Source organism: Serratia sp. DD3 (assembly GCF_000496755.2).
Genome location: NZ_AYKS02000104.1, coordinates 1 through 16,024 on the forward strand (window position 1 = coordinate 1; position 16,024 = coordinate 16,024).

Here is a 16,024-nt window from a genome sequence, read left to right on the forward strand (position 1 = left end):
GTAACCGCCGTTAAATCGACGTATTTGTCCTATTCATATTGCGGCACATTTTTTGAAAAAGGAGCCAGGTCAACATTCCACGGTAACAGTGCTTCTATCTTTTCCACCGTATCGGCTTCACCAATGCGTTCCAGCACATGTTGGATATAGGCCGCTGGCTCCAGATTGTTGGCTTTCGCTGTTTCAATCAGGGAATAACAGCAGGCACTGGCTCGGGCCCCTTGAGAACTGTCGGCAAACAACCACGCTTTTCTGCCCACCGCAAACGGGCGTATCGCATTCTCCGCCAACACATTGCTGATATTCAGATAACCGTGTTCGCAGTAGCCGATCAGCGATGCCCAATGGTTGAGCGTGTACTCCATCGCCCGGCGTGTCAGTGAGCCTTTCATCACTGAACCAACATTTTTCTCCAGCCACACTTTGAAGGTGGCAAGCAAAGGCACGCTGTGTTGCTGGCGAGCCTGATACTTATCCTGTTCGGCAAGCCCCTGAATGGCGCGTTCTATCCCGTACAGTTTGCCAATGTACCCTAATGCCACATCGGCCTTGGTGGGCGCAGTGTTTGATGTTTTTTTCCCTTTGGGTACCGCCTTGCCCGCTTCAACATATTTGCGCCGAGCATGATCCCAACAACCAATACGCACCAGTTGGTTTTCACGACATACCTCGGCATAGCCGGCATAACCATCGGTTTGCAAAATACCCGTAAAGTCCTGCAACAGACGCACGGGAACGCTCCCCGCACGACTCGGGTCATAATCAAACAAGACCGACGGTTTATCCGGTGGTCCCCCACGTACCACCCACATCCATTTGTCCGATTGGGCCGTTTTACCGTCTTCTTTCAGCACTTGAATGCGTGTTTCATCCATTTGCAGATAGCGACTGCTGTTTTGCACTTCACGCATTAAGTTAAGCAGCGGTTGAAATACCTCGGCTAGTCGGATGATCCAGTGAGCCATATTGGTGCGGGCTACCGAGTGGCCACTGCGGGCCACGATACTTTCCAGGCGGTACAGCGGCAAGCCATCGGCATACTTGGCCACGATGATATAGGCCAACAACGAGACGGTGGCAAAACACTTACCCAGCGGATGAACCGGGCGCTGAGCCGCGACGATAACCTCGTTACCATCGCGCTCAAATACCGCTTTTTCCTGCCAGTATTCGATAACTTTCATTTGGGCGGGAATATAGGCCAACTCTTCTTTGACCTTGCTGAAGAAAGTGCGACTGGCCCCGGCTTTTTCTTCGTCGGACAGGCACAACTCCACCCGCTCACGCAGTAAGTTATCGGAAAAACCTCGCTGCCGGGTGGTCTTTTTCGGCGAGGACGGCGTGGCCTCTTCCTCGGGCAGTTGTGCTGATAAAGCCTCAATCGCCACTTCCAGTTCTGCTTCATCGAACAGAGAAATCTGGTCGGCGTTGCGCTCGCTGCTGGCAGCAAACTGTTGGGCTCTTTTGAGCCGGAGTTGTTCTTCCAGCAACGCGACATAACGTTCCAGATGCTGGATAGCGTCATCTTTTGATTGGATGACTTCATCTTTAGACTGAAGCTGTTGACGTAATTCCACCACCAACTCAACCGCAGATAAACTGCGGTTGTCAGGTTGTTTGCTTGATGGGGGAGCAGGCTTTTTCATGAGGGAAATAATAACAAAAACAGCCGGATAATGCACGTTCACGGCTTAATTTACCCTGTCATAATGCAGTTTTTTATGTCCATTGAGCAGACGGATATCGTAACCATCCAGCAGCCAATTAATCTGTTCACCGGTCAGCGGCAACAGGTCATCAGCCAGGCTGGGCCACTTAAACTTCTCCTCGGCCAGTGCCTTATAATAGAGAACAAAGCCATTATCCTCCCACATCAGACATTTGATTTTATTGCGCTGACGGTTGGTAAAGGCATACAGTGCCCCGGTAAAGGGATTATGGCCCAGTTCCTGTTCAATCAGTGCCGCCAGACCATTCACCTGCTTACGAAAATCGATGGGGGCGCGATAAAGATAAATGTGCGGCATCGCCAGCGCGGGGCGTAAGTGATGGTTACGCATCAGAGTTGCCTGAGAATAGCGCCCAGCAAAGTGACATTGCTGTCATTGAGGCCAGTGATCACCAGCCCATTGGGCAATGAGAGCCCTCAGTGTCAGCATAGTTGTCACCCCCTTCTAAACATAGATCCAGAGGGCGATGGAGTGACAAGTGAAACGTATTTCTTCAGAACGTAAAGTCAGCGTGTTGGCAAAATTGCTACCCCCTTACAATATGACCGTCGCGGCAGTTGCACAGATGGAAGGGATATCGGAAGCTACTCTCTACAATTGGCGTAATCAGGCTAAAACAGAGGGGAAACCGGTGCCCGGTGCAGAGAAAAACAGTGAACAGTGGCCTGCAGAAGCGCGGCTGGCGGTTATCGTGGAAACGGCAACATTAAGTGAAGCGGAAATCGCAGAATACTGCCGTAAAAAGGGGCTTTACCCCGCACAGATAGCGCAATGGAAACAGGCCTTTTTACAAGTGCCTTCCCTTGATGATAAAGCCGCCCTCAAGCAAAGCCAGAAAGAAAACAAGCAGTTGAAAAAGGAACTGCTCCGTAAAGAAAAGGCTCTGGCGGAGGCGGCAGCGATCCTGGTGTTAAGAAAAAAGCTCAGGGACTACTACGGGGAAACGGACGAGGACGACTGACATCCAGCGAGGAACGGCAGCAGTTTATCGCCTGGATAAATGAGGCCGTCGCTGCCGGTGCACGGCGTGCGGTGGCCTGCCGCGAAGTTGAGCTCAGTGTACGTACCTGGCAACGGTGGCAAAAATCACCGGAAGACCAAAGGACAATAGTGGTTCGCCCGGTGCCAGCCAATCGCCTGAGTGTGGAAGAAGAGCAGCAGATACGGGTTGTTTGCCATCAACCGGCATATGCCAGTCTGCCGCCGTCACAAATCGTGCCACGGCTGGCGGATAAGGGAATTTATCTGGCCAGTGAATCGACCTTTTACCGGGTTCTGCGGCGTCACGGGGAAGTTCATCACCGAGGCCGTCGTCTCAAGCCAAGCCGGGTAAAAGCGCCCACCACGTTTACGGCCACCGGGCCCTGCCAGGTATGGACTTGGGACATTACCTGGCTTCCTTCAGTGGTACGCGGTCGCTGGTATTATCTGTACCTGGTGGAGGATGTGTTCAGCCGTAAAATCACCGGTGCTGAAGTGCATGAAATCGAAAGTGGTGAGTTGGCAGCCATACTGATACAACGCACGGTTCTGCGGGAGCACTGTTATCGCCAGCCACTGGTGCTGCATGCAGATAATGGTGCAGCGATGAAGTCACAGACACTACAGGTCAAGTTGACAGAGCTGAATATCTCGCCTTCGCACAGCCGACCGCGTGTAAGCAATGATAATGCGTATGTGGAGTCGTTGTTCCGCACGTTGAAATATGTACCGAATTGGCCCTCATCAGGCTTTAAAACGCTGGAAGAAGCACGAGTCTGGGTGGATAAGTTTACCGGTTGGTATAACGAAGAGCACCGGCACAGTGGTATAGGCTATGTGACGCCATTACAGCGGCATACAGGTGAGGACAAGGTGTTGTTGGCCCAACGAGACAAGGTGTATCAAGCTGCGAGAGCCGCGAACCCCAAACGTTGGTCAGGGCAAACGCGAAACTGGCAACGGCAGGATAGCGTCACGCTCAACCCAGAGCGGGAAAAACAGGCCGCATAAATTAACTCAGGACGACAACTACCTTGACACTTACCGAGAGTGTCAGCTCGGCAGAATTGACCGGTACCGTGGCGGTGACTTTGGCAAACCCGGGTGAAAGGGGATCTTCGGGCATGCGATATTTTTGCCGCCAGTAAACAAACTGGTGGTAAGTGAGTTGATGTTGCTGGCAAAAAATCTGACCAGAAAGGCCGGATGCCTGCCAGAGAGTAATTTGTTCACGCCAATAGTCGGCACGCTGTTGAGACTTCATGATGGCACCTCTGTATTAAATAAATGCAGAGGCAGTGTTGCGCAGCCAGTGGTTAAAAAACAGATGCTGATTTAAGGGCGCATACGTTTCAAGTTCACCCACCTTCACCCGGCATAGCCTGTTTTCCCGGCCCACCTTCGTGACAATGCCGACGCGGAGCAGGTTGGTGATTAGGCGCATAATTTCGGTAAGTTGTGCGTTCATGGGGAAAGAGTGCCACCCCGCAAGAGAAAGCGGCACTGTGTTACGTTGTGAGGTGTTTGGTACAAGGGTTATTTTTAGGTTGAGTTGGTTACGCGCCGCTTTTAAGCTAACGCGTATACTTCATCTGCTTTATAATTATATATTTATAATAATAATCTCACCACTTCACGGTTTAGATGTTTCACTTTTCAATTTAAGCACCTTACTTATAAGTTCAACAATTGAATCCGCACCATCTAAAACTGAAGGTATTTTATCTTCTCGTATTTGTATTGGGCTAAAAACCAGTGATTCAAAAGCATTCCAAGTACTAATTTCCTCGCTATTTTTTTTCTTATCTTCAATATAACCACTTACAAATTCACAGATACTCAATCTAAAATCAATTTGCAACAATTGAGCCATGATTGATTTTTTTTGCGTATAAAACAAGCGGAGAAAATAGAGAAGCATTATTTCTATTGTTACAATAGGTAGGATGTAAATTAATTTATTCCAATCTTTAAATTTATCCAAATCAGTATTAAGGTTAAAATATAACAAACAAGCAGGTATTATCAGCAAAAGAAACATTCCGAAATAAAAAAATCTATTGACACTCCTTAGCTCATTATGCTTTATATTTCTTATGTTATGAAATGAATTTGATAGATTAACAAAATTATAATCAGTTTTTAATTTATTTATTTTCTTATCATAACCTTCAATTTGTTCAATTAAATCACTTTGATTTTTTATTTTACCTTCAAGCTCCCCAGCATCATTTAAAAATTTATTTATCCCTACCCATTCATTGCTAGTTGTAACACTATTCATTTGTTCTTTAAAATTAGATAATTTTGATTCTACTTCATTTAAACAAACCTTTATTTTATTATTATATATGATAGACGGAATAATGGAAATAGTCATATCTGATTTCCACTTATAGGAAATAGAATCTATTCTAGTCATCATATGTTGAATTTCACCAACAAAATTTATATATTCTACTGCATCACCTCGGACAGTTACACCCGGATAATTAATTATAGCTTCTTGTGTAGCAAGAACAATGTAAAAAAGAAAGGCGCTAGGCTTTAGTTTTAATAAGTCATAGTTTAAAATTAATTTATCTTCCGCTAATAATTTTTGCGTACATTTCAACTCTAGATTATATTCCTGCTTAAAATAAATTTTTATCAAATAATTCCAACAATACAAAAAATATGAATAATATATTTCTTCGTCTGTTGTAGTACTTTTATCATCAAACTTTTCGAATAGTTTCTTAACATCAAATGGTTCAGGAAGGTGTTGTTCAAACCATGCAACAACATCCTTGTTAATCGAAACCAAATCATCTAGACCACGTGTGTTTCGTTCCATTATTTTTCCTTGTCAGCAATGTGATTAAATATTTTATTTTATTGGATTTTCTAAGTAATCTTCATCCCACGTTGTACACTTGAATTCGTTTTTAACGCAAATTTCGCCATCGGAAAGAGCTCATATAGCTATAGCAATAAGTAAACGTTAAGAAAAAAGGCCTGCTACAGCAGGCCTTACCTACTAATCCTAAATAGTAACCAGCTCAGCAATTTTTGTTGCGACAACTGCTAACGTATCTTCGCCAGTATCCAGACCGCTTCGTGAGGCAAGTAAAGGGCTGACATTACGGAGAGCTTCATACGTCGTGTTATGCACAATAGGAACAAGCTGGTTACCCGCTAGAAGTGCCGAGAGTTCTTTATCAGCAACGCCTTCTTTGGGAATACGATTCAACAAAGCTGGGGTTACCAATACCAACCCTATTCGCGAATTTGCTAAACCCTTGTCGATAGCACGCATCATAGGAACTCCCAGAGCAAGATCCTTCTCGCTAAACCATACTTTGACACCAACTGCCTCAAGTAAGTCGTGCAGCTCTTTAGCTACCCCCTGCCGATCATCCCATGCATGGCAAAGGAATACGTCACGAAGGTCTGGTTGCTCCACTACTCGTTTCTCAACCGTCTGCCTAATTGGCTCAAGTGATTGCACTTGGGTAGATGTATACGACACAGATGAACCCGACTTCGTCCAGCGAGGCCTTGAACTGTTGCTAGAGCTAGAGCCTCCACCACTACTTCTCGGAAAAGAATAAGGTGAACTATAACTATCATAGCGGTAGCTACTACGATTACGACATGCTGGACAGGCTGCGGCTGCGGCTGCTGAGTGATGTCCACGAACTGGAGCGGTGCATATTGCCATTGTAATACCTCTTTTTAGTCTTCATGTAGCTCATTGATTTTTTATGAATCCCTATGTTTTTTATGAGAAATCTCCATAAAATTTTATCCCATAGGGAATCAATAAGTTTTGCAACGTCCATCAATACCGTCTACAATCCAACTGTCTAGGGTAAGAAAGTAGAGGTTGATGCTAAGCTTAGAATTTATACACTCTAAGCAACGCTGCTTCTCAATCAGCCGAATTCACTGTACACAGTGCATTCGGCTTTCTTTTGTCCATGAAATAAAGAACAACCATATATAGTGTCAATAATTCAAGACAACAACAAGATAGTGTGATGATGTGAAATTTGCAAGTGAACAACAAAGGCCGGTTATGTGGATAACCTGGGTGTGGAATGTTAAGGATTGCTCAAAAGCCGCACTGGGGCTGGTTCTATAAATTGTCAATAACTATTCAAAATGCAATAAAATTATGACTATTTGCCGCTTTATTAAACGTTAGAAGAAAACGATATATTGATCTATTTTTTAGGTACTATTGTTCTTTATTGGTGGATTATTAGGTAGGGTGTGGGAATGGTCGAATTACTTTCGACAAAAACTAACCACGACAGCCAAACATACCAATAACGGTATTAACAGATTAACACTGCTCAAAGCTAATCCGCTTGATGCTGAGAACAGTGATCGTCTATGACAAGCCGGAATTCAGCCAATCCAACAAAATCCCTTGAGTAGTTACCTCAGCCTCCCCATTCACCCCCAACAACCTACGCTCGGCATACTTTACCTTTGGGCCTTTGCGACTAACGAGGTCCCGTAGGCCGTAGTGGTGAACTCGGGCGATGCGCTGTACCTGGCCGACAAATTGCACACTGGCGGAGTTGGCGCTGGCGGTGGTTTTAAAATATTTGGTGGGGCGTAGCCAGGCAACATCTGACGCTTGATACGCCCTTGTTTGCTGCGTGCTGTGGCTTTTCTTGCCTAGTAGGCACTGCCATCGGGGTAGCGTTGTAGGCGGATGTTGCTTTGCTGGACCTGGCGGAGTTGTTGTGCCAGTTGGTGCATCATACGTTGGCGGGCTGCCAATTCAAGGTTCGCCAGTAATACGGTTACCTATTGGTTTGTGCAATATGGCATCACCACCCTGCTGAACGAGTTGGCCACCTTGTTTCGCCGCAAGTATTACATCAACGGCAGCCGTGCGGGCTTTATCATGTACATGACCGACGCCGCGCAAAATCAGGAGGATGTGAACAACATCCGCCAAGCAATGAAAAGCGTCAAAGGGCCGGGCAACTTCCGTAACCTGTTTATGTACTCCCCCAATGGCAAAAAAACACAATATGTTTCATATAAACGTGGCGCATTTCCCGGTGGCCCCTCATAGTCGCCATAGAAATTAACCCCACAAACATCAAATGTTATTTTATTTGAGTTACACCTAGGGCAATTGCCAACTAAAAATGCCATTTAACACTTCATACCCATAATAACATTAATTAGTTGAGTAATTTATTTTTAAAAATATACATATTAATATGCTTCTTGAAAAAACCATCACATTTCTCTGTTAATTCGCATCTAAATTACGGCTATTTATTTGTAAATGCAGTCTTCTCCCACCATGCCGACTGAACGTCCAAGTAGATTCGACATTCCGGAATATGAATTTTCTTAGCTTTCCACTCGGATTTTATTTTATGTGTAAAATCTCTCGCTATATTTACACTTTGACCTGCCAAAGGTTTTCTATAACGCTTTGAATCTTTGTGATATCCACCCGCACTTCTTTCATCTCCGCACGATACATGCCATGTTTTCTCTGGGACGTATAATTTATATTCAGAAAAATGATACGGGATAATATCCAATCCAGAAACCCAATAATATACTCTGCCGTAATATGCTGCATGGCACCATTTTTCCCATGCAGACGGACTAAAACGGTCCTTTAATAGGCGCTCATCGAATAGTGATAGCCAAAGAACACACACTTCTAATTTATTATACTGTTCGGTCCGCCTAGTTATTTCGTTCACGGTAAGAGAGCTATGCTGTACTTCAATAGCCACTGGAATATTATTTATCACAGCATATACATCAGCAACCGCACCACCTAGATCATGTTCTATGTCAACATCTCTAACATTCGACATGGTAAGCAACATATTATAAATAGATTCTTTGCATTCTCGATGCTTTTCCGTCTCTCCCTGACCTCTGGTGCAGGAGGACGGGGGCTTATGGGCGAAGTGGTGAACCTTAATCATTCCCTTTTTGAGAACCAATTCCTTTTGGCAGCCAATACAAAAGAAGGGTCCATCTTTTTTTTCACAATTTTTCGCAAAAACCTTTCCGTTCGTTGCACTCCGCATACCAGTCAACATGTCAGCATCCTGAAAAATGAACACAGTACCCTTAATACTTCTTGAGCATGAACTCGTCAATAATAATAGCTTGATAGTTATCATTGATTCTGCGCGCCACAGTCGCACTATGGGAAGGCGCTTCTTTCTTACCACTATTCTCCTTAACTTTCACAGATTGAAGCAGCCAACATCGAAATCAGACCAAATTAATATCATGTTTCCCCCTGGCGCGCACTCATAGCCCCGCCACGCCTGCCCGGTTTATGGAGTGGTTTTCATGCATCTGCATGACAGGCGGTTTCTCACGCCGTAGCTGGCCTGAGTAGCAAAAAGCGTGGTGCATTTTCATGCAGCATAGACATTCACTCATCAGGCGAGTGGCAAGCCAGAAAAAGATGCAAAAAAACCGACCTGATAGCCAGTGTGGACTATTGAAATAAAATCAGACTAGGATCTGCTGCCGAGATGGCAGCTTACAGGCTGTAATCATATTAAAAATCAAGCCAAGAAATTGAATATAAAGTAAATTTTCAGCCTGACGACACCTGATATCCTCTGGCAAGAAACATGTAAAATTTGTGCCGCATCTGCCTGCTTATACCCTTTATCTTTCATCCATAGACGGATTTCAGCCATTAATTGTTTTTTATTTCAATTACCTGCGAGATATCCTCATTAGATTGCGCTAATAAAGCTACAGCTACTTCTTCTGAAAAACCTAGATCAGTAAATATATTGTCATCAGCTTGCGTGATATGGCGAGATTCCGTATCAATTTTCTCTGCCATCAGTGCCAATGCCCGTTCTTTCCTTTCATCAAACGTCATGGTCGCGCTCCCTCAGTAGAAACAGATTCTTTTTTATCAGATCCAACTAACCATTGAAAACTATCAGCATAAAATTTGTACATGCCCTTACCTCAGTACAACGATAAGCCATCCAAATTGCAAATGACTTTACGGCATCTGTAAATCCGCTATATTTTCCGTACGGAAATTTGCCGGAATGGATGTCAGGAGGAATGATGGCAACAACAGCAAGATTGGAAGCCCGTATTTCTACCGAACTGCACACCTTGATCAAGCGTGCGGCAGAGCTTCAAGGGCGCACAATAACTGACTTTATCATTACTGCCACACAAGAAGCAGCCAAACGGGCAATTGAAGAAACCACACTATTGAAGCTGGCTATTGAAGATCAGCAACAGTTTGCAGATTCTTTGTTGCAGGAATCCGCAACCCCACCAAGCTTGCTTCGCGCCATGGCAAGTCGTAAGGAGTTGGGGAAATAATTTTAGCCGTTGATCAGCAATACTCAGGCAAAGGGCTTGGCGGCTCACTGCTCGTTGACGCCATTCTTAACGTTGCACGTTCTACCACCGGTATCTGGGCCATTTATGTTGACGCGAAAGATCAACAAGCCGAATCATTCTACTTAAAATATGGCTTTACCCGCTTCAACCACAAAACCGACTCCCTCTACCTGCCACTAACTCGCACCCTATTGAAAGACCTCGACTCTTTTAACCTCATTTCCACCGCCAGCTCTGCCCCAGCCAGCCGGTAAAAATAAAGTTTCTATCAGCGAATAATGCGATTTAGTTGACAACTATTAGGAAATTTAACATAACTTCCTAGTGCTGTTTAAACTAGCTCAGCGACTTACAACAGAGAGAGGAGAATTGATGATGCCAAAAATTATCAAGTATGGTGCTGCAATCCTGCTGTTTACCATTACCGCCCCCACCTTTGCCTGTGTCTCTATGGGAGCCAGTCATACCTGTAACAAAGATTGCGACAGTTACTCGGGTTTTTGGTATGTCGCCTGTATCTACGGGGGAGAAAGGCACCAGTGAAACAGCCAGCATCCTATTGCTGTTGTCTTTTCCCTACTAAACCAATGGATTTAGGCAGGGGCTGTATTGCGCCCTGTCATCTCATCATCTATCCTTGAGTACGGCGAACCTAGTCCCCCTCTGCTTTTGGCATTTCTGGACTCCGTTTTTTTATTGTTTTCAATATCAATTCAATCTGTACATTAAAAAAATTACATCGTTTATATATTGGGAGAGCTTATGGATGATCGTTACGCCAAGTCACAAATCCTTTTTCACTGGCTAACGTTAGTGATGGTGATTTTGACCTACAGCGCCATGTTGTTGAAAGATTCGGTGCCTGATGAGTATGTTGCGCTAGTAAAGCAGTTGCACTATAACTTTGGTATTTCAGTTTTTGTGCTGATGTTTATCCGCCTTGGTTTACGGCATCTCCACAAAGCCCCACCCATCACGCCGCCATTGGAACCCATGCAAGCACGCGGTGCGGCACTTTTCCACTGGCTACTTTATCTGTTGTTTTTAGTTTTGCCATTGTTGGGCATGCTCAGCGTGGTTTATGGTGGCAAAAATTTCATTCTATTGGGCTGGCAAGTACCGGAGTTGGTCTCACCAGATCCGCAAACAGGCCACTTCCTTAAAGAAATCCACGAAGTGTTGGCAAATACCGGTTATTTCATTATTGGTATTCATGCTCTGGCAGCGCTTTACCATCATTATTTCCGTGGTGACAATACGCTGCGCCGTATGATGCCGGGTAAATAATTGATCACTCCGGTATCCACCAAGGTACCGGAATTAATCTATACTCGTCGCCAATGAGGCTGCAGCGGTGTTGGCTGCCTTTACTCACCCCAGTCACTTGGTCGGCCAAGCTCCTGGGGCTTCGCTCAGTTGCCGCCTACCTGCAACTTCATTGAACTTGAGTATAGCAACAGTCCACTGATCAAGACCGCGCAAATTGCTCCAGTACTTTTCCTTCCATGCGGTAACGGACCCATTCATCTTGTGATGCAGCACCAATGCTGAGATAAAAATCAATTGCTGGCTGGTTCCAGTCCAACACGCTCCACTCCAAGCGCCCACAACCGCGTTCACAAGCAAGCTGCGCAATATGGCGTAACAGCGCTTTACCACTGCCCGCCCCACGGAACTGAGGGGCAATGTACAAGTCTTCCAGGTAAATACCGCTTTTACCCAGCCAGGTGGAATAACTCATAAAAAACACCGCGTAACCCGCGGGTTTGCCATCCACACTGCAAATAAGGGCTTCAGCACTGGCATGTTCGCCAAACAGGCTTTCTTCAATCTCACTTTGTGACGTGCGCACTTCATCTCGCGCCTTTTCATACACTGCCAGCTCAATGATCATATCCAGAATCAACTTGGCATCACCTCTTTCCGCCCGGCGAATTTCAACTGTCATTACAAACTTCCTGTTACCAGTAAATAGTACCGGACAATATATACCTAAGTTTCGTTATGTTGCAGGGCGGAATACCGATAAGCCCCCGGTAAAACCGATGCGCAAACAGCTTGAATGGCACGCACATAAAAAAGGCCGACAATTTGTCGGCCTGGTGTTCCACTTGGTTGATAATAATCGGCTTAATTCTACCGTTTTAACGCATAGTGGATGGAATCCAATATTGGCTGGTAGCCAGTGCAGCGGCAAATGTTCCCTTCCAGCGCATCCATCAACTGCTCCTCACTGGGGTCCGGATGTTTCGCCAACAGTGCAGTGGTACTCACCAGCACGCCTGGGGTGCAAAACCCGCACTGTACACCACCACGCTCAACAAACGCATGTTGCAGCTCCTGGGTGATGGGGTTGTCTGCCAACCCTTCCAGGGTGGTGATTTCGGCATCTTCGCACTGCTGTGCTAAAACCAGGCACGAACAGACCGCATTGCCATTCATCATCACTGTACATGCGCCACATTCGCCAATGGCGCATCCTTCCTTCGTCGCCGTAAGCTGAAGTTTATCGCGCAGCATGTCCAACAAACGCATATTACCTGTCACCTGCGCTTCAACTAACTCACCGTTTACCTTAACTTTTATCGTACTCATAATCTCTCTTCCACGGTATGGCGTGTAGGGCATCTTGATACTTTATGGCCAACGACACGCCTGTCCAGATAGTTACCCAGTAATACGGGTGAGCCCACTTACTTGCCAAGTTGCCGCTGCACATCCGCCATCATATCGCGGAACATATTGACGAATACCGGCTGTTTGTATGCTGCAGACCAGCGTTTACCGATTGCCGCGTAGATCAATTTGTCCAGGATCTGGCTCGCGCTGTTGATGACATCGTCAGACAGCTTCTTGCCAGTCAGGCAGGCTTCAATGTCTATTAGGCGCTGAGGCTTGCTGAACAAGGCGCCGTCAACCAACCGGCAATAATCAATCACGCCATTGGCATCACAGTCCACCAGGCACGTCAGGCTCTGACGCGTGATGTTCAGTGCATTACGTCGCCCCAGTTGATGATAAAAACTCAAGGCAGCGGGTCTGGCCAACGGCGGCAGAATCACTTGCGTCAACAGTTCATCCGGCTGGCGCTGAGTTTTGTATCCTGACAGTAAAAATTCGCTTAAAGACATCCGCCGCATCGCCTGACGAGATCGCAGTTCAATAACAGCATCGTAAATAATCGCTGGCGGGAGCGAATCCCCACAGGGGGCCGCATTGACCATATTGCCGCCAATGGTTGCCCGGTTACGGATCTGGTTGGAACCCACCGTGCGGCACGCCTGCGCCAATAACGGATAACGTTCACGAATCACTGGGTGCTCAACAATACGGTTAAATGTCACCGCACCACCGATAAATAGCTCCCCGGTCGCGCTGTGCTCGGTTATCTGCGTCAACTCTGGCAGGTGGGAAATATCGATTAAGTTTATCGGCTTGGTTTGCAGACGAGCCTGAACGATAACATCAGTACCACCAGCAATGGCACTGACGCCCTCGGTCTTCAACAGCTCCAACGCCTGTTCCAGCGTTTGCGGGCGGGTCACCGTGACGTCGGTCAGGCGCAACACCTGTTTCCTGCTGGATGGTTCAATCATCAACTCACTCTGTCGGGCTGGTTTTTTCAGGTTATAACCCAAAATGACCTGCTCCAGTGTCAGAGGCAGTTTGTTAAAACGCGTGCCCAACGCCGAGCTGACTGCGTTATTAATCGCCGCTGCCGCCAGTTCCGTTGCTGGCTCACCAATACCTTTGGCACCGAGTGGCCCTGCGGCATCTGGGTTCTCCACACCGATCACCGTGATAGGTGGAATATCTTTGATGGTCGGCAGCAAGTAGCTGTCGAAGTTCTCCGATTTAACTTCCCCACCTTCAATGTTGAAGTCCTCCAGCAGGGCATAGCCGAAGCCCTGTGCCACACCACCACTCACCTGCCCTTCAAAGCCGACAGGGTTAATTACATGGCCGACATCATGTACTGCCGTAACATGTAACAGCTCGGTTTTCCCGGTGCTGGTGTTGGTGCGGGTTTCGGCGACCTGGCAACCATATACCCAGGTAAAATAGGGGCTACCGCATCCTTTCTCTTCGTCCCAATGGATGGGGGGCGGCACAAACCAACCATACTCCGTCAGGCTGACACTCGCCCACTTGGTCTTGTTCACCGCTGTTTTGAAATCGATACGTTTTTGTTCATTGAATCGGTTGATAATCCAGCCATCCTGCCACAAGGTATCAGCCAGGTTTGGGCTACCCACCGTTTCAGCAACCACGCTCAGAATACGTTGTTTGATCTTCTCTGCCGCATCAAGAATCGCTCCACCACCCACCAGGGTTCCGCGCGTCGCCGCTGTTGAACCACCGTCACCAATCACCGATGTAGGCGGTTCACTAAAACGGATTTCAGCTAATGGAATACCAAAGGCTCCTGCGGCAATCAGTGACATGGCGGTCTGTAGCCCCTGCCCATTTTCCGACACGGAAGTGGCGATATTCACGCTGCCATCTTCGTTCACCTGAACCAGTGCCGTTGAGGTATCCACCCCTTCCGCACCGATGGAGCAACCACGGTAGCTGAGCGCCAGGCCGATGCCATAACGGTGCACACCACCACGCTGATTCAGTTGTTCATAATGTTGGCGTTTGGCTTCAAACTCGGTGGCCGTCACCGCTTTATCCAGAACCTCCAGCGCCGAGACTGTATGCTGGTCAAACACCTGGCCGGTAATTGAAGTGTCGCCCTGACGCAACGCATTAATCCGGCGGATCTCCACCGGTGACATATTTAACTGGGCAGCAATCTCATCCATCAGTGATTCATTGGCATAAACCACTTGCGGTGAACCAAACCCGCGCATCGCAGAGGTGTAACTGTTGTTGGTATAAACCCCGGTAACATCGATACGCACATTGGGAATGTTATAGGGGCCAGCGGCTTGTACCGAGCTACGCCAAGTCACAAACGGCGTGGAGGCGGCATAGCCACCACTGTCGGCCAGCACATCGACTTTCATTGCCAGAATATGGCCGGCATCATCCAAGCCGACTTTGTACTTCATCTTATAAGGGTGACGCTTGCAGCTTTCCAGAATGGACTGTTCACGCGTGTAGGTGAATTTGACTGGGCGACCGGTCAGCGTGGTCAGTAGCGCCGAACGGCAAGAGAGGTGATCGATAATGTCATCCTTGCCGCCAAACGAACCGCCCATCACCGCGCGCTTAATATTGATGTGGCTTTGTGGGCACCCCATAAAGCGCGCCACAAAACTGCGTACCCGGTGCGGGTTTTGGATCGATCCTGAAATCACTAAATGGCGTTCCGTCGGGTCCAACCAGGTCAGCACCACTTCCGGTTCAATGTAAGCATGCTCCTGAAAACCCACTTCATACTCACGTTCAATAATATGCTTGGCGCGGGCAAAGCCAGCATCAATATCCCCTTTCACCGTATGATGATGGGCGGCAATATTGTTTTCCCGCTCTGGGTGGACCAAGCGGGCATCTTTCTTCAGCGCCTGTTCAACATCGGTCACTGGGGTGTAGGGGGTATAACGCACCCGGATTTTATCTGCTGCAGCACAGGCGGCTTCATAGGTTTTCGCCGCCACCACCGCTATCACATCCCCGTGGAAAACCACTTCATCTTTGATGATCGGCAGGTAATCTTTAACCATGATGCCAACTACAGGTTCACCGGGGATATCCTTATAAGTGGCAATTTTGACCACACCATCAATTTTCAGTGCTTCGCTGAGATCAATCTCCTCAACTTTACCTGCGGGAATATCTGCATAACGGCAAACACCGTACAACATACCCGGTAACGTCATGTCATTACCGTAAACAGCAGTACCTGTGACTTTCGCCAGTCCATCCACTCGCCGTACAGGCGTTGAACCTGAAGCACCCATTGCATTCTCCTTCATTATTTTTATCAGAGGCGA

15 protein-coding genes and 3 pseudogenes are annotated in these 16,024 nt (G+C 47.0%); 6 read left to right on the forward strand and 12 right to left on the reverse strand.

The window, feature by feature from the left end:
- Nucleotides 1-29: 29 nt before the first annotated feature.
- Entirely contained in the window at nucleotides 30-1,646 is a 1,617-nt protein-coding gene (locus tag IO95_RS19780) for an IS66 family transposase (protein ID WP_037386844.1), read from the reverse strand.
- A gap of 45 nt (nucleotides 1,647-1,691) precedes the next feature.
- The gene (gene tnpB / locus IO95_RS19785) at nucleotides 1,692-2,060 is read right to left on the reverse strand and encodes an IS66 family insertion sequence element accessory protein TnpB (protein WP_037385264.1); all 369 of its coding nucleotides are present in this window, start codon (nucleotides 2,058-2,060) and stop codon (nucleotides 1,692-1,694) included.
- Nucleotides 2,061-2,208: 148 nt separating this feature from the next.
- Here tnpB and IO95_RS24875 point away from each other — a divergent pair.
- Nucleotides 2,209-3,722 (forward strand): IS3 family transposase gene (locus IO95_RS24875; RefSeq protein ID WP_369794388.1). Its coding sequence is split into 2 segments (ribosomal slippage): nucleotides 2,209-2,659 and nucleotides 2,659-3,722, totalling 1,515 coding nucleotides; the frame shifts between segments, so codons are not numbered across the junction.
- 1 nt (nucleotide 3,723) lies between these two features.
- Here the strand turns inward: IO95_RS24875 and IO95_RS19800 are convergent.
- The 5 genes and pseudogenes from IO95_RS19800 to IO95_RS19820 form a co-directional block, all read right to left on the reverse strand.
- Nucleotides 3,724-3,975 (reverse strand): hypothetical protein, encoded by a 252-nt coding sequence (locus tag IO95_RS19800; protein ID WP_037386848.1) that lies wholly within the window; start codon nucleotides 3,973-3,975, stop codon nucleotides 3,724-3,726.
- Between the two features lie 84 nt (nucleotides 3,976-4,059).
- Nucleotides 4,060-4,179, reverse strand: a pseudogene (locus IO95_RS26175) (hypothetical protein); the annotation flags it as partial.
- Between the two features lie 165 nt (nucleotides 4,180-4,344).
- Nucleotides 4,345-5,547, reverse strand: coding sequence for a hypothetical protein (locus IO95_RS19810; RefSeq protein ID WP_023492826.1), 1,203 nt, complete (start codon nucleotides 5,545-5,547; stop codon nucleotides 4,345-4,347).
- A gap of 189 nt (nucleotides 5,548-5,736) precedes the next feature.
- Nucleotides 5,737-6,414: a toll/interleukin-1 receptor domain-containing protein gene (locus IO95_RS26540; RefSeq protein WP_023492825.1), complete on the reverse strand. Its 678-nt coding sequence runs from the start codon at nucleotides 6,412-6,414 to the stop codon at nucleotides 5,737-5,739.
- A gap of 675 nt (nucleotides 6,415-7,089) precedes the next feature.
- Nucleotides 7,090-7,469 (reverse strand): annotated as a pseudogene (locus tag IO95_RS19820) (phage virion morphogenesis protein).
- A gap of 43 nt (nucleotides 7,470-7,512) precedes the next feature.
- On the opposite strand from IO95_RS19820, the pseudogene IO95_RS23665 reads away from it, so the two are divergent.
- A pseudogene (locus IO95_RS23665) lies at nucleotides 7,513-7,737 on the forward strand (capsid portal protein); the annotation flags it as partial.
- Nucleotides 7,738-7,993: 256 nt separating this feature from the next.
- Here IO95_RS23665 and IO95_RS19830 read toward each other — a convergent pair.
- Nucleotides 7,994-8,788, reverse strand: a complete 795-nt coding sequence (locus tag IO95_RS19830) for a competence protein CoiA (RefSeq protein ID WP_037386826.1) — start codon at nucleotides 8,786-8,788, stop codon at nucleotides 7,994-7,996.
- A gap of 617 nt (nucleotides 8,789-9,405) precedes the next feature.
- Nucleotides 9,406-9,597 carry a hypothetical protein gene (locus IO95_RS23670; RefSeq protein WP_023491907.1) on the reverse strand — a complete coding sequence of 64 codons (192 nt, stop codon included), beginning with the start codon at nucleotides 9,595-9,597 and terminating at the stop codon, nucleotides 9,406-9,408.
- A gap of 197 nt (nucleotides 9,598-9,794) precedes the next feature.
- Between IO95_RS23670 and IO95_RS19840 the strand changes: the two genes are divergently transcribed.
- From IO95_RS19840 to IO95_RS19845, 4 genes are all read left to right on the forward strand, one after another.
- The gene (locus IO95_RS19840) at nucleotides 9,795-10,061 is read left to right on the forward strand and encodes a DUF1778 domain-containing protein (protein WP_023491908.1); all 267 of its coding nucleotides are present in this window, start codon (nucleotides 9,795-9,797) and stop codon (nucleotides 10,059-10,061) included.
- A complete protein-coding gene (locus tag IO95_RS24425; RefSeq protein ID WP_255351367.1) occupies nucleotides 10,061-10,336 on the forward strand; it encodes an N-acetyltransferase in 276 nt (91 codons plus the stop codon). Before IO95_RS19840 ends, IO95_RS24425 begins: the two co-directional genes overlap by 1 nt.
- A 118-nt stretch (nucleotides 10,337-10,454) precedes the next feature.
- Nucleotides 10,455-10,625 (forward strand): hypothetical protein, encoded by a 171-nt coding sequence (locus IO95_RS25695; RefSeq protein WP_023491909.1) that lies wholly within the window; start codon nucleotides 10,455-10,457, stop codon nucleotides 10,623-10,625.
- A gap of 219 nt (nucleotides 10,626-10,844) precedes the next feature.
- The gene (locus tag IO95_RS19845) at nucleotides 10,845-11,369 is read left to right on the forward strand and encodes a cytochrome b (RefSeq protein ID WP_023491910.1); all 525 of its coding nucleotides are present in this window, start codon (nucleotides 10,845-10,847) and stop codon (nucleotides 11,367-11,369) included.
- A 181-nt stretch (nucleotides 11,370-11,550) separates the two neighbouring features.
- On the opposite strand, the gene IO95_RS19850 is transcribed toward IO95_RS19845, so the two are convergent.
- The 3 genes from IO95_RS19850 to IO95_RS19860 all read right to left on the reverse strand — a co-directional run bounded on the left by IO95_RS19850 (nucleotide 11,551) and on the right by IO95_RS19860 (nucleotide 15,991).
- Entirely contained in the window at nucleotides 11,551-12,030 is a 480-nt protein-coding gene (locus IO95_RS19850) for a GNAT family N-acetyltransferase (RefSeq protein WP_023491912.1), read from the reverse strand.
- Nucleotides 12,031-12,218: 188 nt separating this feature from the next.
- The gene (locus IO95_RS19855) at nucleotides 12,219-12,677 is read right to left on the reverse strand and encodes a (2Fe-2S)-binding protein (protein ID WP_023491913.1); all 459 of its coding nucleotides are present in this window, start codon (nucleotides 12,675-12,677) and stop codon (nucleotides 12,219-12,221) included.
- 98 nt (nucleotides 12,678-12,775) lie between these two features.
- Nucleotides 12,776-15,991, reverse strand: a complete 3,216-nt coding sequence (locus IO95_RS19860) for a molybdopterin cofactor-binding domain-containing protein (protein WP_023491914.1) — start codon at nucleotides 15,989-15,991, stop codon at nucleotides 12,776-12,778.
- Nucleotides 15,992-16,024: the final 33 nt, after the last annotated feature.